Below are 18,520 nucleotides of genomic sequence, written 5' to 3'. Positions count from 1 at the left end.
AGCTTTCGACCCGCCGTCCGGGTTGGTAACAAAATACGGGGATGATCGGTTTCGACGATGTTAGTCGCGACAGGTGAAGCGGGCCGAGGATGCAGAATTATCTCGTAAACGCTGTCTGCAAACCAATAAGTGCCGAATCTAAGCGCACTGACTTCGCTCTTGCTGCCTAAGCAGTAAGACAGTCCGTCAGCCCGGGGTTGCTATCGCCCCGGTTCCTGGCGTCATTTAGATAGCCACTGCTGTTTGCCTTCGTCATTGGGGTAAACGGGACTTTTAGATGACTGGGCCCGGATCAGCCACCTGTTTGCAGGATGGCTGGGGCCGAGAAAATCCGACGCAAACTGCGCCCGGAGAAGCCCTGACAACACGACATCGGACGGGGGTTCAATTCCCCCCATCTCCACGGACTTGCCCCCGGATCATCACGATCCGGGGGCAATTTCCCTTTAAGGCCCCTTTTTCGTTCACCCACGGCGTAGCCCATCAGGGACTACCCACTGGCCCGCCGTGCGTTGACTCCGGTAGGACCAACAGTCCCGTCAGCAGTGCGCAGCGCAACGAGAGGCATGACCATGGGCACCGCACCGGAGTTTGAATGGCCGGACGAGCCGGCCGGGGGAGAGGACAGTCAGTTCCGGCAGGGAAGCGAGGAACTGGACGCCTATTCGCAGACCGTGATCCGCGTTGCGGCGACGGTTACCCCGCATGTAGCAGCAATTGAGATGACCAGCAGGGGGCGTCATGGGCGCAGCCGGGTGGGCAGCGGGTCAGCGGTGGTTTTCACCGCTGATGGTTACATGCTCACCAACGCGCACGTCGTGTCCGGCATCCAAGCCGGCCGGGCTGTCTTTGCCGACGGCAAACAGACAGACGTTGAATTGGTGGGTGCCGATCCGCTCTCGGACCTGGCCGTGGTGCGGGGACTCCGGGCAACCCCGCCGCCCGCCAGCCTGGGTAACGCCGAAGGCCTGCACGTGGGACAACTGGTCATCGCTGTTGGGAATCCGCTGGGTTTGGCCGGGTCGGTCACCGCGGGAGTTGTCAGCGGCCTGGGCAGGTCCATTCCCGTCCGTGCCGGGGAACACCGGCGCGTCATTGAGGATGTCATCCAGACAGACGCTGCGCTGAATCCAGGAAATTCCGGGGGCGCACTGGCCGATTCCCGGGGCCGGATCGTGGGTATCAACACGGCGGTGGCCGGCTTGGGCCTTGGCTTGGCCGTGCCCATCAACAGGACGACACAAAGGATTATCGCGGCGTTGCTCAAGGACGGCAGGGTACGCCGTGCCTATCTGGGCCTGGTCAGTACCCCGATCCCGCTGGATGCCAGTGCCGTTGTGCGGACCGGACAGCGCGAGGGACTGCGGGTCGTGGAGGTCCTTCCGGGATCACCAGCAGCAGCGGCCGGGCTGGAACCTGGGGACTTGGTGCTGCGGGCCATGGGCCGGCCGGTCTCCAGCGCCGAGAGCCTCCAGAAGCTGCTGTTCACCGAGGCCATTGGTGAGCCGTTTCCCCTGACGGTGTTGCGTGAGGGGAAGACTCTGCAGTTGGTCGCGGTGCCGTCGGAGATGGTCACCCCGGGATAGCGGGCACCGGCTAGCGGTCTTCAGGCTGGATATCGACCACACCGATGAAGCGGCTGCCGATGCCTTCGTACTCGGTGCGGACATCGCCCGGGAAAGCTACGGGCAGTTCCTTGCCGTGGTGGTGCCCGCACACAACGAATGAGAACTCCGGCCACCACTTCTTGGGCCTTGCGGCCTCCGAGTAGCCGCAGACCGCACATTCCAAATGAACCCAGACGGGACGCTTACCGGTACGGTTGGCGCGGGATTGCACCAGCCAGGGCGGCGGATTGTCCTGCAGTTCCCGCAATTGCGCTTCGGAAAGCCTGGACGGGATGCCGTGCCGTTGGGCCATTTCCATGGAGATATCGAGGGCCAAAGCTGCATCACGTCTGCTGATCACCACTCAACGATACGGCAAGCGTAGGCTGTGCAGATGACCGAACAAGCGGCACCAAGCCCACCACTCCAGCGCCGCGTGCTGGTGGTGGCCATTGTTGCTTCTTTCATGGCCATCCTTGACGGTTTTGTGGTGAATCTCGCACTTCCGGCGATCGGCAGGGAACTCGGCGGCGGCTTGGTGATTCAGCAGTGGGTGGTGGATGCATACCTCCTGACACTCGGCGCGCTGATCCTGGTTGCGGGATCGTTGTCGGACCATTTTGGCCGTGCCCGCATCCTGGAATGGGGTCTGGCCGGGTTTGCGGCCACGTCCGTGATGTGCGGCCTTGCCTGGAACGGTGAGGTCCTTGTGGTGTCGCGGGCGCTGCAGGGCGTGGCGGGTGCTTTGCTGGTGCCAAGTTCGCTGGCCATGATCATTTCCGCATTCTCGGGACCGGCCCAGTCGAAGGCGATCGGGCAATGGTCCGGCTGGACGAGCGCGGCCGCCATCGCCGGTCCACTGATCGGTGGCCTGTCCGTCGACCTGTGGTCCTGGCGGGTCATCTTTTTTATCAACGTCGTTCCTGCCGTAGCGATCTGGCCTGTGCTGGCAGGGCTGCGCGCCTCCGACGCAGCCCGTGACAGGAGCAAGCGCATAGACTATCGGGGCGCGGTCCTGGCGATGATTGGCCTGGGCGGTCCCGTCTTTGCGTTCATCGAACAGGGACGGATGGGCTGGGGCAGTCCGCAGGTGTGGGTGCCGCTGCTGGCAGGCGCGGCAGCCCTGGCGCTGTTCCTCGTCCACGAAGCGCGCACACCGGAACCCATGCTCCCGCTGCGGCTTTTCTCGATCCGCAACTTCGGGTGGGGAAACCTGGCCACACTGGCCATCTACGGTGCCATGTCCCTGGGGTTCTTTGTCCTCGGCATCTACCTCCAGCAACTTGGCGGCATGGGGGCCACGGTTGCCGGTATCGCCCTGCTGCCGGGTACCGTCATCCTGATGCTGGCGGCCTCCTGGTTCGGCGGGTTGGCAGGCAAGTACGGGCCGCGGTGGTTCATGACGGTCGGACCGTTGCTGTGCGCGGTGGGATTCCTTATGTCCTTGTCGATCCAGGAGCCGCTGGATTACTGGACGCAGGTCTTCCCGGGGCAGATTGTGTTCGGGCTGGGCCTGGCCACGCTGGTCGCTCCGCTGACGGCGGCGATCCTGGGTGCCGTGCCTCCGGAGGAAGCCGGAATTGGTTCGGCCGTCAACAACGCGGTGGCACGCATTGCCGGGTTGGTGTGCATCGCCTTCGCAGGCTTGATCGTAGGTCCCGTCTTCACACGGGAGGGTCTCTACAACGCCTTGGTGGTCACGGCGGTCCTGTTCGTGGCCGGGGCGCTGGCGTCCGCCGTCGGGATCCGGAACGGGGTTCCTGAACCGGCCGGTTCAGCCGGCAACCCCAGGGGGCGCACAGCCGACGACGGCAGCAGCCCGGAAGTGCCAACCTGACCTTTCGCGTCGCTCCAGTCAGCGGGCGGGCAGGACGCAGCCTTCGTGGACGCCGGCGCTTTGCACCCAGAGGGCCGAGGAGACTTCATCGGCGAGATCGAATTCGCGGCGCTGGCTCCCGCTGCCGATCCGGACCACCAAGGCGCCGCCGAACGGTTTCCGCCCTATCACTTCCACCTGTGCATCCAGAGTGATCGCCTCTGCGGCGAGATAGCGCAGGAGATCAGGGTTTTCGTCGCTGATGCGGGTAATGCGCCCCGAATGCCCTTGGTCGAGTTCGATCATGCGGTACGCGTGCGGAAGTTCCACCGAGCCGTCGGAAGAGGGAATTGGATCGCCGTGGGGGTCGCGGAGCGGATGGCCGAGCTTGGCGGACATACGGTCGATGAAGGTGTCCGAGACGGCGTGCTCCAGCATTTCGGCTTCGTCGTGGACTTCATCCCAGCTGTATCCCAGTTCTTCGACCAGATAGGTCTCAATCAGGCGGTGCCGCCGGACCATGGCCAACGCCAGGCGCATTCCTTCGTCCGTGAGTCGGATAGCGGAGTACGGTTGGTGGTCCACCAGGCCCTGGTCCTTGAGCTTGCGGACCATCTCGGATACGGAGGAGTTGGCCACGCCCAGCCTCTGGGCCAGCTGCGAGGAGGTGATGGGCTTGTCCTGCCACTCCGTATAGGAGTAGATGACCTTGACGTAGTCCTCGATCGAGGAGGAGGGCGTACTGGTCTTCACACCACTAGCCTACCGTGGCGGCGCAGATCGGGCCTTTCGCGCCCGCCAGGTCTGCGTCACGTACGGCAGCCCGACGGTCTCTTCCGGCGCGTGGCCGAGGTGCTCATACAAGTACCATTCGAGGTTGCCGGTGACTTTCGTCCGGGTGGCCTGGTTGGCGCGCAGGTAGTAGCTGCGCGACTTGGCCAGTTCGATGATGTCGTCAGGAGTGAGGGTCTCCTGCCACACCGTCAGGTGGCTTTCAAGGTCCACGAACTCCGGTCCGACGACCGGCCGGAAGTCCGGTTTGTGGACGTCGCCCGCATGCATAATGCGCGACAAGCGGTGTACCCAGGGAACGGACGTATCGAGCTGGTTCCAGATCAGTCCCAGGACCCCGTCAGGCCTGAGGATCCTGGCGATTTCCGTACTCGCTTTGAGGGGATCGCACCAATGCCATGCCTGGGCGACGCTGACGACGTCGAATGCTGAGTCCGCCAGCCCTGTTGCCTCTGCCGTGCCCTCCAGCGCGTTCACCTGCGGCCAGGTTTTCCGCAGTTGCTCCAGCATGTCCCGGGAAGGGTCGACGGCGGCCACTTCCAGTCCGCGGTCGACGAGCAGCCCCGTGAATTTTCCCGTACCGGCACCAACGTCCGCAGCGAACCTGGTTCCCGCCGGCAGGAGCCAGTCAACCGAGTCCGCGGGGTAACCGGGGCGCACCCGGTGGTAGTGTTCGCCGCCGTCCTGGAAACTCTGTCCCAGTTCCTGCCGTCGTTCATGATGCAGTCTGGGACCGCTGGCGCCACCGGATACACGATGTGGACTGATGGCCACGCAAGGACTCCTTCGGAAGCTTGAGACCGGGGTACCTTACGAATTTACCGCAAGAGCGGTGCGATTCAGTGGCCGCCCGCCTCACCCAACTGGGTCGCAGTTAAGCGCGTTTTGAGGGGTCAAAACGCGCTCTGCTGCTACTTAGTTGGGTCGGGAGTCGTTCCAGTGCGCAGGCTAGTCCACGGTGCAGGGTGCGGCGCCTGCGGTACCCGGGGTGTTCGGGGCCCATTCCGGGTAGGTGCGGTGGTCGTTGGCCGGTACCCAGCGGCCTTCATCCACCACGTAGTCCCAGCCCAGGCCGGTGCGCTTGAGTTCTTCGATGCCGCGCAGCAGGCGCCCGGCGTCCTCCAGCCTGGAACCTACGCCGAAGCTGGCGCGCAGCGAACCCGAGGGCAAGCCCAGGCGCTTGAGCAGCGGGTGGGCGCAGAAGCGGCCGTCGCGGAGGCCCACACCGTGCTCTGCAGCGAGGTAGGCGGCCACCAGTCCGGCGTCGAATCCTTCCACCGAGAAGTTGACCACACCGATGGTATCGGTCGAATCGCTGAAGATCCGGTGGACGCTCACGCCGTCAATGGCCTGCAGGCCTTCCACCAGGTAGGCCCGGATGGCGGCCTCGTGGTTGTGCCATGCCTGCGGATCGAGGCCGGAAAGTACCTGGGCAGCGCGGGCGAGGGTTGCTGCACCAAGCACGTTGGGGGAGCCGCCTTCGTGGCGGGCAGGGCCGGTTGCCCAGCTGACGGAGTCCAGGCGTGCCTCGCGCACCGCTCCGCCGCCGGCAAGGTGCGGGGTTCCGGCGTCGAGCCAGTCCGGGCGTCCCACCACCACACCCGCGCCGAAAGGTGCATAGAGCTTGTGGCCGGAAAACACAACGTAGTCGACGTCGGCCGCGGCGATGTTGATGGGGCGGTGGGGTGCCAACTGTGCGGCGTCAACAACGATCCGGGCACCGTATTCGTGGGCCAGGGCTGCGAGTTCCTTGATGGGCAGGATTTCGCCGGTCACGTTGGAGGCGCCGGTGACAGCCAGCAGGGAGACGCCACCCTGGCTGAGTTCTCCGCGGATTTTCGCGATGGTGCCGGCAAGGGTGGTATCAGCCACCACGCTGCGGTGGGGAACTCCTTGCCACGGAAGCAGGTTGGCATGGTGTTCGATGTCCAGGTACAGGACTTCACCGGTGTGCTTGCCATCGATCTGTGGCAGGCAGCCTGCCAGCAGGTTCAGCGAGTCGGTGGTGTTACGGGTGAAGATCACGGAATCGTCAGGACGGCCGCCTACGAACCCGCGAACGATGTTGCGCGAGTTTTCGTACACCGAGGTGCTGATCTGCGAGGCATAACCGGCGCCCCGGTGCACGCTGGCGTAGTAGGGGAGGACCTCGTTCAAGTAGGCTGACACGATGGTCAGGGCCGGTGCCGATGCTCCGTAGTCAAGGTTGGCGTACCTGACGTGACCGCCCTGGATCAGTGGTGCCTGCAGCTCGGCGCCGGTGACGGCGGCCAGTGGCCTGCCGGCGGCAAGCTCCTGCCCGGGGGACGGCTGGATCGTGGAACTGAACGTAGCTGTGCTCATGTGACCTCACTCAAGAGGGACCCCGCCGGGGATCCGCGCTTGCCGTATCCGTTCCGGACCGGCCTGGTCGTCACCCGGGGCACCCCACCGCGAATGGAGGGTTGCCGGCCAGCAAACCGGGGTTTTGCGCTGGCACTCGTGACCTGTAAATGAGGTTAGGGCACGCCCGCCGCCCGTTTCAAAGCCGCCCGGATTGTTAAGCGCTTTATTACGCCGGTTGAAATTTGGCCGATTTGCCGAACAAACAGACGGCGGATGCCCCCGAAAGGTGGCATCCGCCGTCGAAAATTCTGCTTGGCTGCCAGGTGGCAACCGTGGCATTAGCTGCTAGAGGAGGTCGTCAACCTCGGGGTTCAAGCGCTTGAGGACTTCGGAATGGAGGATCGAATTGGTCGCCAGGGCGTTGCCACCGAAGGGGCCATCCTCACCTTCAAGGGAGGTGAACCGGCCACCGGCCTCGGTGACGATGGGGACCAGGGCCGCCATGTCGTAAAGGTTGAGCTCCGGTTCGCAGGCGATGTCCACCGCGCCCTCGGCAACAAGGCAGTATGACCAGAAGTCCCCGTACGCGCGGGTGCGCCACACGTCTTCCGTCAAGCCCAGGAACTCCTCCAGGTTTCCGCGGTCCTTCCAACCCGACAGGCTCGAGAAGGACAGGGAGGCATCGGCCAGGTGCGAGACGTTGGAAACCTTGAGCCGTGTGGCCGACGCCAGGGAACGGCCGGTGTAGGCTCCCATCCCTTTTGCAGCCCACCAACGTTTGCCCAGGGCGGGAGCGCTGACGACCCCCACCACTGGCTCCCCCTCGTCAACCAAGGCAATCAGTGTGGCCCAGACGGGAACTCCGCGGACAAAGTTCTTTGTGCCGTCGATCGGATCGATGATCCAGCGCCGCGAGCCGTGACCCGTGCTGCCGAATTCCTCACCCAGCACAGCATCCCGCGGCCGGGAACGGGACAACTGGCCGCGGATTGCTTCTTCGGCGGCCTTGTCGGCATCTGTGACCGGAGTGAGGTCTGGCTTGGTTTCGACCTGCAGGTCCAGGGCCTTGAAGCGGTCCATGGTCTGGGCATCCACGGAATCCGCCAGGACATGGGCAAGGCGAAGGTCGTCGTTGTAGCTGGAAACGGGTTGGGTCATGCCACCAAACTTATCGTGAAACGTTCCCCCGCAGCGGGACGTGAAGCCCGCTGGCTAGTTGACGGTTCCCAGTTCCTTGGCTTCCTTGGCCTCCAGCCTGGGGTCTGCGCCCAGGAGTCGTCGCAGTGATGCCAGCCGGGCCGGACCGGAGGGACCCGCGTGGCCCTCGTTGACCCACGCATCGAGGCCGCAGTTGACCGCCCCGGCGTCGTGCTTGCAACCGCGGTCGCAGGCGTCGGTGCCGGGCTCCAGGTCCGGGAACGAGTGCAGGATGCGGTCCGGATCCACCAGGGCCAGGCCGAAGGACCGGATGCCGGGAGTATCAATAATCCAGCTGCCGGACGGGGCATCGGCGAGCTTGAGCGCCAGGGCCGAGGACGAGGTGTGGCGCCCGCGGCCCGTGACGGCGTTGACGCCGCCTGTGGCGCGTTCGGCACCGGTCAAGGCGTTGACCATGGTGGATTTGCCGACGCCGGAGTGACCCAGCATGACCGTGACTTTGCCGTCCAAATGGCTGCGCAGACTTGCCACGGCTTCGCTGTCCAGGCGGGCTGACAAGCCGTCATCCGACCGGGCATCGATGCCGGATGCGGCTGCGTCCGCCGTACGGCTGATGATCACGGGGAAGTCCAGGCTCACGTAATTGGCCAGCAGCTCAGACGGATCCTTGACGTCAGCCTTGGTGACGAGCAGCAGTGGTTCAATACCTGCGTCGTATGCGGCCACCAGGGCCCGGTCAATGAAACCGGTCCGGGGTTCGGGATTGGCCGCGGCCACTACAACCACCAGCTGGTCGGCGTTCGCCACCACCACCCGTTCAACGGGGTCGGTGTCGTCGGCGCTGCGCCGCAGGACCGTGCTGCGCTCCTCTACGCGGACCAGCCGGGCAAGCGTGTCCGGCCCGCCGGAGACATCGCCGACCAGGGCCACGAAGTCACCGGGGACCACAGGGGACCGGCGGAGTTCGCGGGCCCTGGCGGCGATGACCGTCCGTTCCTGCGGGGTGTCTTCGGCCACCACGGCCGTATAGCGGCCACGGTCGACCGTGATGATCCGGCCGATCACGGCGTCGTCGTGGCTGGGGCGGTCCTTGGTGCGGGGCCGGGAACCTTTTTTGTTGGGCCGGATCCGGACGTCGGACTCGTCCCAGGAGCGTGCGTCGCGGGCCATGGTCAGGCGCTGGCTCCGTTGGTGCCCTCGCCCTGCTGCAGCATGGCCTCCCACATCAGCGGAAAGTCGGGCATGGTCTTGGACGTGGTGGCGATGTCTTCCACCTGGACGCCCGGGACGGCGAGGCCCAGGATGGCTCCTGCGGTGGCCATTCTGTGATCCGCGTAGCTGTGGACCACCCCGCCATGAAGCGGGGCAGGGCGGATGACCAAGCCGTCCGCTGTTTCTTCGGCGTCACCGCCCAGGCGGTTGATTTCCGCGACGAGGGCAGCCAGCCGGTCGGTTTCATGGCCCCGCAGATGGGCAATACCCGTCAGGCGGGATGGTCCCGACGCCAAAGCGCACAGGGCGGCCACCGTTGGTGCGAGTTCGCTGGTCTCGTCGAAATCGCCCCCCTTGATGTCCGGACCGCCGGTCACGGTCAGCGTGCCGTGGTCCAAGGTGACCTGCGCACCCATCGACGCAAGGATGCTCCGCCAGAGATCGCCCACCTGGGTTGTTTCGGATGGCCAGTTGGGAATCCGCACGGTTCCGCGGGTCGCCAGTGCTGCCGCCAGGAACGGGCCGGCGTTCGAAAGGTCCTGCTCGATTCTTTGGTCGAAGGCCCGGATGGGTCCGGGCTCGACGCGCCAATGGTTGGGAACGGAATCATCGACCCTGACACCGACGCTCCGGAGCACAGCAACCGTCATGGCGATGTGGTCGAGACTTGGTACGGGTTTGCCCACATGTTCCAGGTGCAGGCCTTCAGTGAAACGTGCCCCCGCAAGCAGCAGGGCGGACACGAACTGGGAAGAGGCACTCGCGTCGATCACCAGGTGGCCCCCGCGCACCTCTCCGGTGCCTGCCACAGTAAAGGGAAGGGCCGACGGCGTCCTGCCGCCTTCCGTGCCCACCGGCACCCCGAGCGCTGAGAGGGCTTCGATGATGGTTCCCATAGGCCGCTTGCGGGCGTGGGGATCACCGTCGAAGAGGGTCGTGCCCTTCCGCAGGGCGGCCAGCGGAGGGACGAATCGCATGACGGTTCCGGCGAGTCCGCAGTCGATGGCTGTGTCTGTGCCCGACGCCGCCTGGTCCATGGGCGTGATCTCGAGATCAGGTCCGTAGTCGCCGTCGCCGGGTACTTCAGTGACTGTGGCACCCAATTGCCTGAGCGCCTGGATCATGAGCACCGAATCACGCGAATGCAATGGTGCCCGGAGCCTGGAAGGGCCGTCGGCCAGGGCCGCGAGAACCAGGAAACGGTTGGTCAGGGACTTGGACCCCGGTACCGTGACGGTGGCGTCCACGGGTGCCTGTGAAAACGGAGCCGCCCAAAGCGGCAATGCAGGGGCGGAGCCTGCCGGCCCCGGGTGTGCTGCGGTGGTACCTGTCATGCTTCCTTATGCTCCAACTGCGTTATCGACGGCTTTGCGTACGGCTTTGTCTGCCCGCTTGATCTGCTTGCCGGTGACCTTCCGGGCGTCCGCCGCCAGGTGCTCTGCCCGCCAGGCAAGACTGGGCCGTCCCGCGGTGTCGACGGCGGCCAACAGCACGCCTCCGGTCAGGGATATGTTCTTGAGCAGCTGTGCTTTGCGTGCGGTACGGCCTTCCTTGGTGCTGATGTCCGCCGAACGCCACTCTACGAAAGTGTTCAGCGCCGATGTCACGGCCAGGACGGTGGCCGCAAAGCGGGACAGCTTGCCCAGGCCCAACAGGGCGCCGGCGCCCAACTGTGCTCCGCCGATGACCCGGGCCAGCACCTTCTCGTCCGCGGGGAAGGGCAAGGACTCGGAGGCGCGCCGCAGGACAGGGGAGAGTTGCCGGGCAGTGTCGTCAGCGTGCTTGAGCTTGTCCAAACCTGCCACGACAAAGCTGGTTGCGAGCATGGGGCGGGCGAGGAACCGGATAACTGACATGTCTTGCCTCCTGGATGGGTTGCCACAAGTGTCACGGGGTGCAGTCTGGTCTAGTCTTGCACCTTTGCGGAATATTTACCCAGCGGCCGCCGTTGTGAACAACAGGCGCGGTGGAGGCCGGGCTGCGGCAGCGTGATGCCGCTTCGCTGAACGGAGTTGGTTTTTTGACCTTGGTGAAGGACCGGGCAGGCCTGCTGGAGTCCGGCGGGACCAGACAGCCTGATTCCCCGCGGCTGACAGTAGACTTGGCTTCGATGAGCACCATTGAACCGGCCGCAGCGGCCATGTACCAGGCAGCCGAAGCGGACGACGACGTCGCGGTGGCTTCCGACGTCGATCCTGCTACCGAAACTGTTGAACAGCGGCGGGAGCGCTTCGAGCGGGACGCCATGCAGTATGTCGACCAGTTGTACTCTGCGGCGATGCGGATGGCCCGGAACCCCTCCGACGCGGAAGACCTCGTGCAGGAGGCCTACACCAAGGCATTTTCGGCCTTCCACCAGTACAAGCCGGGGACCAACCTCAAGGCATGGCTGTACCGCATCCTGACCAATACGTACATCAACCTCTACCGGAAACGGCAGCGGGAACCCCTGCAGTCCAACTCGGACACCATCGAGGACTGGCAGTTGGCCAAGGCGGAGTCCCACACGTCGTCCGGATTGCGGTCGGCCGAAGCCGAGGCCTTGGACCACCTGCCTGACTCCGACGTCAAGAACGCGCTGCAGGCCATCCCGGAGGAGTTCCGCCTGGCGGTCTACTTCGCGGACGTCGAAGGATATGCGTACAAGCAAATTTCAGAGATCATGAATACCCCGATCGGTACCGTCATGTCGCGTCTGCACCGCGGCAGGAAGATGCTTCGGGATATGTTGGCGGACTACGCCGCAGAACGGGGCTTCAGCGCCCACACAGAAGACCAGGCTGCGGCCGGGAGCAAAAATCAGGAGAAAGAGCAATGAGCGACTGCCAGGGATTGGGCGATTGCGACGACACGCGGATGCAGCGCATCTACGAATACCTGGACGGGGCACTGACCCGCGAGGACCTGAAAGACATCAAGGAGCACCTGGACTCCTGCGAAGAGTGCACCGAGCAGTATGACCTCGAATGCCTGATCCGCACCATGGTCAAGCGCTCCTGCACCGAGTCTGCCCCGGAAAACCTCAAGAACTCCATCCTGGACAGGATCCACTCCATCAAGACCGTGGACGCCTGAGCTGCCGGTTGGACGCCAAAGGCCCCGGAAACCTGCTGGTTTCCGGGGCCTTTGCTTTTAAGCCTTGACGCTAAGCCGCTGGCTTAGGTGTTGGGACGCTTGCCGTGGTTCGCGCCGCCACGCTTACGGTCACGACGCTTACGTGCACGCTTGCTCATAGCTGGCCTCCTTAAATGTTTTGATACTCAATAGAGCTGCCCTCCAGTCTCGCACATCAGCACGTTCGCAGGCGAACCGGCCCCCGGCCGGGTCTTCCGGCCTAGCTGCGCAGTGAACTCCTGATGGAAATGCGGGCCTGGTCCAGGACGGCCCTGATGGTCTCCAGGACCAGGGGCGTGAGTTCCTGCCCGGCGCTGTGCTGGCGTAGCTCCACACGCATGTCGTCACGGAAGGACTGCACCATGAGTTCGGCTTCCTTGAGCATCTGTTGGCCTTCGGCTGAATAACTCCGGGTCCTGGCCTGGAAGGGAACGGGTCCGGGCTGGGTCCTTGCCGCTTCTGCCGTGGCGGCGAGGTCGGCACGCAGTCCGCGCATATTGGCGCGGATATCCTCGCGAAGGGTATCCGCCAGACGACGGACAGAGGCAGAGATGGTGTCCTCGACGCCGGCCAGTTCCTCCCTCCGCCGGTCAAGCTCCGCCAGGCCTGCTTCGGTAATGAGGTACTTGGTCCGCCGGCCTTCCGACTCCGTAGCTACAAGCCCTTCTTCTTCCAGCTTGCCCAGACGCGGATAGATGGTTCCGGCGCTGGGCGAATAGGTGCCCCCGAACCTGTCGCCGAGCGCCTTGATGAGCTCGTACCCATGCCGTGGGCCCGACTCGAGAAGGGCCAGGAGGTACAAGCGCAACGCACCGTGCGCGAAGACGGGAGGCATCAGAGGCCTGCTTCGCCGGGGACCGGATACCCTGGCTCCCCCGGGGCAGGTGCCAGCGCATGCATGATGTGGGTTTTGCCGGACACTGTGTTGGTCCGGACCAGCATCAGTTTCCCGTCGGGCCCCACGATCGTGTTCACGTTGCCTCCCGGCTGGTTGTACACCTGGTTGTCAATGACAACGGCGCCGCTTGCCGACTTGGCGGAGATATCCAGTCCCACATCACGGGGGAGGCGGACGGTGAGGTCCCCGGACACCGAATTGGCGCCAAAGTCGTGGGTGAAGTCCTGGAGGTCAAAGGTGAGGTCGCCGCTGACGGTGTTGGCGCGGATGTTCGAGAACGTGCCCGACGCCGTCACTTCGCCGGAGACGCTCTTGGCGGTCAGGACGCCGTCGTGGTTTCTGACGATGACTTCGCCGCTGACGGTGTTGACGTGCAGTTCGCCGCTCGTGTGGTCGGACATCACGGAGCCTGCGACGGTGCTGAGCCGGATGTTGCCGGTGAGGCCGGACACCATTCCGTCGCCGCTGACCGTTCCCGCCTCCACATCGACGCCGGGCGGCAGGGCGATCCCGACCACCGCGGTGTTGGTGCTGGAGTTGTTGACGGTCCCCATGAGGTTCTTGAACCACCCCTGCGGTCCCTGCAGTTGGTGCCGGACCTCGAGGCGGCCGTTGACCAACGTCACGGTCAGGGGGTCGCCGGTGACGTCGCTGACTTCGATCCTCACGAAGGGTTCGTCGTGCGTTACGACGTCGAACCGGCCTTTGACGATTCCGAGTTTGAGTGAGCGGACGTTCTCCACATCGATGGTTTGCGGGCCCGTCACAGTCCATAGCTCGTCTGACATGATCCCTCCAGGTTGCGATATATCGCGTTGATGTAAACACGATATATCGCGATGGCAACGATGGCAATGGACGGCGCTGACCGGGGTAGGGCGCGGTTGGCTGCTACTCCGGCTGGGCGATGTTAAGCCACTGGAACCAGCCGCGGTGCAGGACCAGCCACGCAATCAATCCGTAACCGGCCTGTCCCGGTGTGCCGCCATTGGCTGCGAGGTCAGTCCTCCACTGCTCATGGTTGAGCAGTGGAGAGAACGTGTCAACGTAGTGGTGGTTCCTCCTGGTCGTGACATCGGCAAAGGCTGTGTTCAGTTCGGCCAGGCGCTTGTTGCGGGCCGGGTCCAGGGTGGGTGGCGGGCCGACGACGAAGACCTCGACACCGCTGTGCGAGGCGCCGTCCAGGATGTTGGCGAGATTGAGGCGGCTGCGGGCGGTGGACAGGCCGAACTCGACGTCGCGCCCTGAGAGACCTATGACCAGCCGGTTTTCGTGGGTGTCGCTGAAGCGCCGGCCGGCTTCGTCCTGCCACCGTGTCGCCAGGCCCTCCGTGCCTTCCATGGGGCAGGGGAGGGAGAAGCTTTCCACCACGACTGAATCCTGGGGTGTCCGTGCCAGGACCCTTCCAAGCCAACCAAGCGCCCGGGGATCTCCCAGCCCTGCCAGCAGTTCATCTCCAACAGCTGCAATGCGCAGCTTCCTGTCTTCCACGGTTACCTCTTCACACTCGTTACGGTCCTTGCACGGCATCAGGATCAGCGCCTGTTCTTGAACCGGGTTTCTGTCCCATTAAACAGAACTGCCCGGCTGCAGGTGCGGAACCGCACCCCAGCCGGGCAGTTTTTGGTGTTACTTGCGCTCGAACGCCTGCTTGATCAGGATGTCCTGCTCGGCAGCGTGTCGCTTCATGGAGCCTGCTGCCGTGGACGCCGACGCCGGACGCGACACCAGGCGGACCTTCCGGTCCAGCTGCGGAGCCAGGTTCAGGCCCATGAACGGCCACGGACCTTGGTTGGCGGGCTCGTCCTGGGCCCAAACGATGTCTGCGTTCGGGTACTTCGCCAGTTCGGCTTCGATCTCGGCCTTGGGCAGCGGGTAGAGCTGCTCCACACGGACGATCGCCGTGGACGTGTCGCCCGACTTCTGCCGGTTGGACAGGAGATCGTAGTACAGACGGCCGGAAACCAGGATGACGCGATCCACCGTGCCGGGCTCGAGCTCGTGCTCGCCAATGACCGGCTTGAAGCCGCCGGTGGTGAAGTCCTCCACGGCAGAGGCTGCGCCCTTCAACCGGAGCAACTGCTTCGGCGTGAAAATGATCAGCGGCTTGCGCGGCCGGCTGTAGGCCTGCCGGCGGAGCAGGTGGAAGTGCGACGCCGCGGTGGTGGGGTTGGCCACGATCATGTTGTCCTCGGCGCACAGCTGGAGGAAACGCTCAATGCGTGCGGAGGAGTGGTCCGGTCCCTGGCCCTCGTAACCGTGCGGGAGCATAAGCACCAGCGATGAACGCTGGCCCCACTTCTGCTCGGCCGAGGAAATGAATTCATCGATGATCGTCTGGGCGCCGTTGACGAAGTCGCCGAACTGGGCCTCCCAGAGGACCAGAGCGTCCGGCCGTTCCACGGAATAGCCGTATTCGAAGCCCATGGCTGCGTACTCGGACAGCAGGGAGTCGTAGATCCACAGCTTGGCCTGGTTGTCCGAAAGGTTGCCCAAGGGCAGCCATTCGTTGCCGTTGGCACGGTCGTGGAAGACGGCGTGACGCTGGACGAAGGTTCCGCGGCGGGAGTCCTGGCCTGCCAGGCGTACGGGAACGCCTTCCATGATCAGGGAGCCAAAGGCTGCGATCTCGCCAAAGCCCCAGTCGATGCCGCCTTCACGGGACATCTGTTCGCGCTTCTCCAGCAGCTGCTTGAGCTTGGAGTGGACGGTGAAGCCTTCCGGGATCTCCAGGTGGGCCTTGCCGATGCGTGCCAGCGTCTCTGCCGAGATGGCGGTGGACGTGGGGGAGTTGGTTCCGAAATCGGACTGCTGGGCAATGGGCCGCTCGATGTCCGACACGGCAGCGGAGTCCGCGGTGATGATCGGGATCGGAGAGGTCTGCGCGGCGTGGGTCTCGGCGAAGACCCGCTCCAGGCGCTCCTGGTAGTCCCGCAGCAGCTGCTCGGCTTCTTCCTCGGTGATGTCTCCACGGCCGATGAGCGATTCCGTGTACAGCTTGCGCACCGAGCGCTTGGCCTCGATCAGGTTGTACATCAGCGGCTGGGTCATCGAGGGGTCGTCGCCCTCGTTGTGGCCACGGCGGCGGTAGCACACCATGTCGATGACAACGTCCTTGTGGAACCGCTGGCGGAACTGGTAAGCGAGCTGGGCCACGCGGACCACGGCTTCGGGATCGTCACCGTTGACGTGGAACACCGGAGCCTGGATCATCTTGGCGACGTCCGTGGAGTAGGTGGACGAACGCGAAGAGGACGGAGCGGTGGTGAAGCCGACCTGGTTGTTCACGATGACGTGGATGGTGCCGCCGGTGCGGTAGCCACGCAGCTGTGAGAGGTTGAGGGTTTCCGCCACAACGCCCTGGCCCGCGAAGGCGGCGTCGCCGTGCACCATGATGGGCAGGACGGGGAAGGACTCACCCTGGTCCAGGCGGTCCTGCTTGGCGCGGACGATGCCTTCGAGGACCGGGTCCACGGCTTCGAGGTGGGACGGGTTGGCAGCGAGGTAGACCTTGGTCTGCTTCCCGTTGTCCGAGGTGAACGTGCCCTCGGTGCCCAGGTGGTACTTCACGTCGCCCGAGCCCTGGACGGAGCGCGGGTCCTGGGTGCCTTCGAACTCCCGGAAGACCTGGGCGTAGGTCTTGCCGGCAATGTTCGTGAGAACGTTCAGGCGGCCGCGGTGGGCCATACCGATCGCGACCTCGTCCAGTCCGTCGTCGGCCGCGTCGGAAATGACGGCGTCGAGCAGCGGGATCAGCGACTCTCCACCTTCAAGGGAGAAGCGCTTCTGGCCGACGAACTTGGTCTGCAGGAAGGTTTCGAAAGCCTCGGCCGCATTGAGCTTGGAGACGATGCGGAGCTGCTCTTCGCGGCTCGGCTTGGAGTAGGGGTGCTCCAGCTCGTCCTGGAACCACTTGCGCTCGGCGGGTTCCTGGATGTGCATGTACTCGATGCCGGTGGTGCGGCAGTAAGCATCGCGGAGGACGCCGAGGATGTCGCGGAATTTCAGCTGCGGCTTGCCGCCGAAGCCACCCGTGGGCCATTCGCGGTCGAGGTCCCACAGCGTCAGGCCGTAGGTGAGGACGTCAAGGTCCGGGTGCTTGCGCTGGACGTATTCCAGGGGATCGGTGTCGGCCATGAGGTGGCCACGGACCCGGTAGGAGTGGATCAGTTGCTGGATCCGTGCCACCTTGTTGATCTCGTCGGCCGGGTCCACCTGGAGGTCGGGGCTCCAGCGGACGGGCTCGTACGGAATGCGCAGGGCTTCGAAGATTTCGTCGTAGAAGTTCTGCGCGCCCAGCAGGAGCTGGTGGACCAGCTTCAGGAATTCGCCGCTGCCTGCGCCCTGGATGACGCGGTGGTCATAGGTGGAGGTCAGGGTCAGGATCTTGCTGATGGCGTTCTGGGCGATGATCTTTTCGCTCGCGCCCTGGAACTCGGCCGGGTAATCAAGGGCGCCGACGCCGATGATGGCTGCCTGTCCCTTGGAGAGGCGGGGCACCGAGTGCACGGTGCCGATGCCGCCCGGGTTGGTCAGCGAAACCGTGGTACCGGCGTGGTCGTCAGCAGTCAGCTTGCCGTTGCGGGCACGCTTGATGAGGTCCTCATAGGTGTGCCAGAACTCAGCGAAGTCCATGGTCTCGGCCTTCTTGATGTTGGGAACCATCAGGAGGCGGGTGCCATCGGGCTTCGGCATGTCAATGGCGATGCCGAAGTTGACGTGCGCGGGCTGGACTGCGCTGGGCTTGCCGTCGATTTCGTCGTAGTAGACGTTCATGGACGGGAACTGGGAGAGCGCACGGACTACGGCGTAGCCGATGAGGTGGGTGAAGGACACCTTGCCGCCGCGGGCGCGGGCAAGGTTGGAGTTGATGACCACCCGGTTGTCGATCAGCAGCTTGGCCGGAACGGCCCGGACGCTGGTGGCCGTGGGTACTTCCAGGCTGGTGACCATGTTGGAAGCGATCGCCTTGGCGGGGCCGCGCAGGACGGACACGACATCCTCTTCAGGCGCGGTTGGTGCTTTGGTGCTCCGGGGAAGCTGGGCGGGGATCGGCTGTGCGGCATTACCGCCGACGGGCTTCTTTGCTCCGTCCTTGGCTACCGTGGCAGGTGCTTTCTTCGCTGCGGCCGGGGCCGCCGGCGCGGCAGCGGGAGGTGCCGCAGGGGCTGCCGGCGCCGGTGCCGGAGCCGCGGGCGCCGGGGCTACCACGGGAAGTACTTGGGTGGGTGGATTGGCAGCGGCAGGGGCTGCGGAGGTTCCGTTGGAAGAAGTGCCGTCACCGGTGTCAAAGGATTCGAAGAGCGGCCACCACTTGGCGTCGACCGAATTCTTGTCCTGCTGATACCGCTCGTACAGTTCGTCAACGAGCCACTCGTTTCCGCCAAATTCCTCTGGTAGACGGTGGCTGGGCTGCTCTGGCACTTGAAATACGCCTCTTCCATGAGTGTTGATTTCCCGCTGGCCAAGGTTGCTTTTCCGCAACGATGCACCAGGGTCCGGGTCCCGCGAACTCAGACCTTTGCCAGTCTAGTTAGGATCGTCGGTTAACTGCCAATAGTGGTGACCTAAATCATGTTGCCCGGTTCTCAAAGGGGA

The 18,520-nt window shown here is 64.5% G+C and carries 17 protein-coding genes, 1 other RNA gene and 1 riboswitch; of the genes, 5 read left to right on the top strand and 13 right to left on the bottom strand.

The annotated features are described in order from the left end of the window. Positions 1-37 precede the first annotated feature (37 nt). Both ssrA and ACUYMZ_RS13710 read left to right on the top strand, forming a co-directional pair. Positions 38-406: a transfer-messenger RNA gene (gene ssrA, locus ACUYMZ_RS13715) on the top strand. Between the two features lie 160 nt (positions 407-566). Continuing rightward, positions 567-1,586 (top strand): S1C family serine protease, encoded by a 1,020-nt coding sequence (locus ACUYMZ_RS13710; protein ID WP_442423551.1) that lies wholly within the window; start codon positions 567-569, stop codon positions 1,584-1,586. A gap of 10 nt (positions 1,587-1,596) precedes the next feature. Here ACUYMZ_RS13710 and ACUYMZ_RS13705 read toward each other — a convergent pair whose 3' ends face one another. Further along, complete coding sequence (locus ACUYMZ_RS13705) at positions 1,597-1,926, bottom strand: hypothetical protein (protein ID WP_481605892.1); 330 nt, start codon at positions 1,924-1,926, stop codon at positions 1,597-1,599. Positions 1,927-2,001: 75 nt separating this feature from the next. On the opposite strand from ACUYMZ_RS13705, the gene ACUYMZ_RS13700 reads away from it, so the two are divergent. Beyond that, positions 2,002-3,444 carry an MFS transporter gene (locus tag ACUYMZ_RS13700; protein WP_481603863.1) on the top strand — a complete coding sequence of 481 codons (1,443 nt, stop codon included), beginning with the start codon at positions 2,002-2,004 and terminating at the stop codon, positions 3,442-3,444. 18 nt (positions 3,445-3,462) lie between these two features. On the opposite strand, the gene ACUYMZ_RS13695 is transcribed toward ACUYMZ_RS13700, so the two are convergent. The 7 genes from ACUYMZ_RS13695 to ACUYMZ_RS13665 all read right to left on the bottom strand — a co-directional run bounded on the left by ACUYMZ_RS13695 (position 3,463) and on the right by ACUYMZ_RS13665 (position 10,766). After that, entirely contained in the window at positions 3,463-4,176 is a 714-nt protein-coding gene (locus ACUYMZ_RS13695) for a metal-dependent transcriptional regulator (RefSeq protein ID WP_442423552.1), read from the bottom strand. Between the two features lie 9 nt (positions 4,177-4,185). After that, a complete protein-coding gene (locus ACUYMZ_RS13690; protein ID WP_481603861.1) occupies positions 4,186-4,989 on the bottom strand; it encodes a class I SAM-dependent methyltransferase in 804 nt (267 codons plus the stop codon). 174 nt (positions 4,990-5,163) lie between these two features. Next, positions 5,164-6,558, bottom strand: coding sequence for an aminotransferase class V-fold PLP-dependent enzyme (locus ACUYMZ_RS13685; RefSeq protein WP_426003277.1), 1,395 nt, complete (start codon positions 6,556-6,558; stop codon positions 5,164-5,166). 30 nt (positions 6,559-6,588) lie between these two features. Then, positions 6,589-6,702, bottom strand: a riboswitch (SAM riboswitch). 183 nt (positions 6,703-6,885) lie between these two features. Then, complete coding sequence (hisN, locus tag ACUYMZ_RS13680) at positions 6,886-7,698, bottom strand: histidinol-phosphatase (protein WP_426003276.1); 813 nt, start codon at positions 7,696-7,698, stop codon at positions 6,886-6,888. Positions 7,699-7,752: 54 nt separating this feature from the next. Beyond that, positions 7,753-8,868 (bottom strand): ribosome small subunit-dependent GTPase A, encoded by a 1,116-nt coding sequence (rsgA, locus tag ACUYMZ_RS13675; RefSeq protein WP_481603858.1) that lies wholly within the window; start codon positions 8,866-8,868, stop codon positions 7,753-7,755. A 2-nt stretch (positions 8,869-8,870) separates the two neighbouring features. Next, a complete protein-coding gene (gene aroA / locus ACUYMZ_RS13670) occupies positions 8,871-10,244 on the bottom strand; it encodes a 3-phosphoshikimate 1-carboxyvinyltransferase (RefSeq protein ID WP_481603856.1) in 1,374 nt (457 codons plus the stop codon). A gap of 6 nt (positions 10,245-10,250) precedes the next feature. Further along, the gene (locus ACUYMZ_RS13665) at positions 10,251-10,766 is read right to left on the bottom strand and encodes a DoxX family protein (RefSeq protein WP_426003271.1); all 516 of its coding nucleotides are present in this window, start codon (positions 10,764-10,766) and stop codon (positions 10,251-10,253) included. A 164-nt stretch (positions 10,767-10,930) separates the two neighbouring features. Here ACUYMZ_RS13665 and ACUYMZ_RS13660 point away from each other — a divergent pair, with 164 nt between their 5' ends. After that, positions 10,931-11,728, top strand: a complete 798-nt coding sequence (locus tag ACUYMZ_RS13660; RefSeq protein WP_426003270.1) for a sigma-70 family RNA polymerase sigma factor — start codon at positions 10,931-10,933, stop codon at positions 11,726-11,728. Beyond that, positions 11,725-11,985, top strand: coding sequence for a mycothiol system anti-sigma-R factor (rsrA, locus tag ACUYMZ_RS13655; protein ID WP_426003269.1), 261 nt, complete (start codon positions 11,725-11,727; stop codon positions 11,983-11,985). The genes ACUYMZ_RS13660 and rsrA overlap by 4 nt, the downstream gene beginning before the upstream one ends. 83 nt (positions 11,986-12,068) lie before the next feature. Here the strand turns inward: rsrA and ACUYMZ_RS13650 are convergent, their stop codons facing one another. The 5 genes from ACUYMZ_RS13650 to ACUYMZ_RS13630 all read right to left on the bottom strand — a co-directional run bounded on the left by ACUYMZ_RS13650 (position 12,069) and on the right by ACUYMZ_RS13630 (position 18,346). Next, positions 12,069-12,143 (bottom strand): 50S ribosomal protein bL37, encoded by a 75-nt coding sequence (locus ACUYMZ_RS13650; protein ID WP_369299106.1) that lies wholly within the window; start codon positions 12,141-12,143, stop codon positions 12,069-12,071. A gap of 101 nt (positions 12,144-12,244) precedes the next feature. After that, entirely contained in the window at positions 12,245-12,859 is a 615-nt protein-coding gene (locus tag ACUYMZ_RS13645; RefSeq protein ID WP_481603853.1) for a PadR family transcriptional regulator, read from the bottom strand. Next, the gene (locus ACUYMZ_RS13640; protein WP_481603851.1) at positions 12,859-13,710 is read right to left on the bottom strand and encodes a DUF4097 family beta strand repeat-containing protein; all 852 of its coding nucleotides are present in this window, start codon (positions 13,708-13,710) and stop codon (positions 12,859-12,861) included. Before ACUYMZ_RS13640 ends, ACUYMZ_RS13645 begins: the two co-directional genes overlap by 1 nt. A 103-nt stretch (positions 13,711-13,813) precedes the next feature. Beyond that, positions 13,814-14,413, bottom strand: a complete 600-nt coding sequence (locus ACUYMZ_RS13635) for a GDSL-type esterase/lipase family protein (RefSeq protein ID WP_426003265.1) — start codon at positions 14,411-14,413, stop codon at positions 13,814-13,816. A gap of 138 nt (positions 14,414-14,551) precedes the next feature. Continuing rightward, complete coding sequence (locus ACUYMZ_RS13630) at positions 14,552-18,346, bottom strand: multifunctional oxoglutarate decarboxylase/oxoglutarate dehydrogenase thiamine pyrophosphate-binding subunit/dihydrolipoyllysine-residue succinyltransferase subunit (protein WP_426003264.1); 3,795 nt, start codon at positions 18,344-18,346, stop codon at positions 14,552-14,554. Positions 18,347-18,520 lie beyond the last annotated feature (174 nt).

This window comes from Arthrobacter sp. T572 (assembly GCF_056780115.1).
The sequence above is the reverse complement of the archived record's forward strand: the minus strand, read 5'-3'. Positions and strand labels throughout refer to the sequence as shown.

Bases quoted from the DNA above. Each gene is read 5' to 3' on its own strand.
- ACUYMZ_RS13700 (WP_481603863.1), top strand. From the start codon at position 2,002: ATGACCGAACAAGCGGCACCAAGCCCACCACTCCAGCGCCGCGTGCTG.
- ACUYMZ_RS13640 (WP_481603851.1), bottom strand. From the start codon at position 13,710: ATGTCAGACGAGCTATGGACTGTGACGGGCCCGCAAACCATCGATGTG.
- aroA (WP_481603856.1), bottom strand. From the start codon at position 10,244: ATGACAGGTACCACCGCAGCACACCCGGGGCCGGCAGGCTCCGCCCCT.
- ACUYMZ_RS13665 (WP_426003271.1), bottom strand. From the start codon at position 10,766: ATGTCAGTTATCCGGTTCCTCGCCCGCCCCATGCTCGCAACCAGCTTT.
- rsrA (WP_426003269.1), top strand. From the start codon at position 11,725: ATGAGCGACTGCCAGGGATTGGGCGATTGCGACGACACGCGGATGCAG.
- ACUYMZ_RS13685 (WP_426003277.1), bottom strand. From the start codon at position 6,558: ATGAGCACAGCTACGTTCAGTTCCACGATCCAGCCGTCCCCCGGGCAG.
- hisN (WP_426003276.1), bottom strand. From the start codon at position 7,698: ATGACCCAACCCGTTTCCAGCTACAACGACGACCTTCGCCTTGCCCAT.
- rsgA (WP_481603858.1), bottom strand. From the start codon at position 8,868: ATGGCCCGCGACGCACGCTCCTGGGACGAGTCCGACGTCCGGATCCGG.
- ACUYMZ_RS13645 (WP_481603853.1), bottom strand. From the start codon at position 12,859: ATGCCTCCCGTCTTCGCGCACGGTGCGTTGCGCTTGTACCTCCTGGCC.
- ACUYMZ_RS13705 (WP_481605892.1), bottom strand. From the start codon at position 1,926: ATGGAAATGGCCCAACGGCACGGCATCCCGTCCAGGCTTTCCGAAGCG.
- ACUYMZ_RS13710 (WP_442423551.1), top strand. From the start codon at position 567: ATGACCATGGGCACCGCACCGGAGTTTGAATGGCCGGACGAGCCGGCC.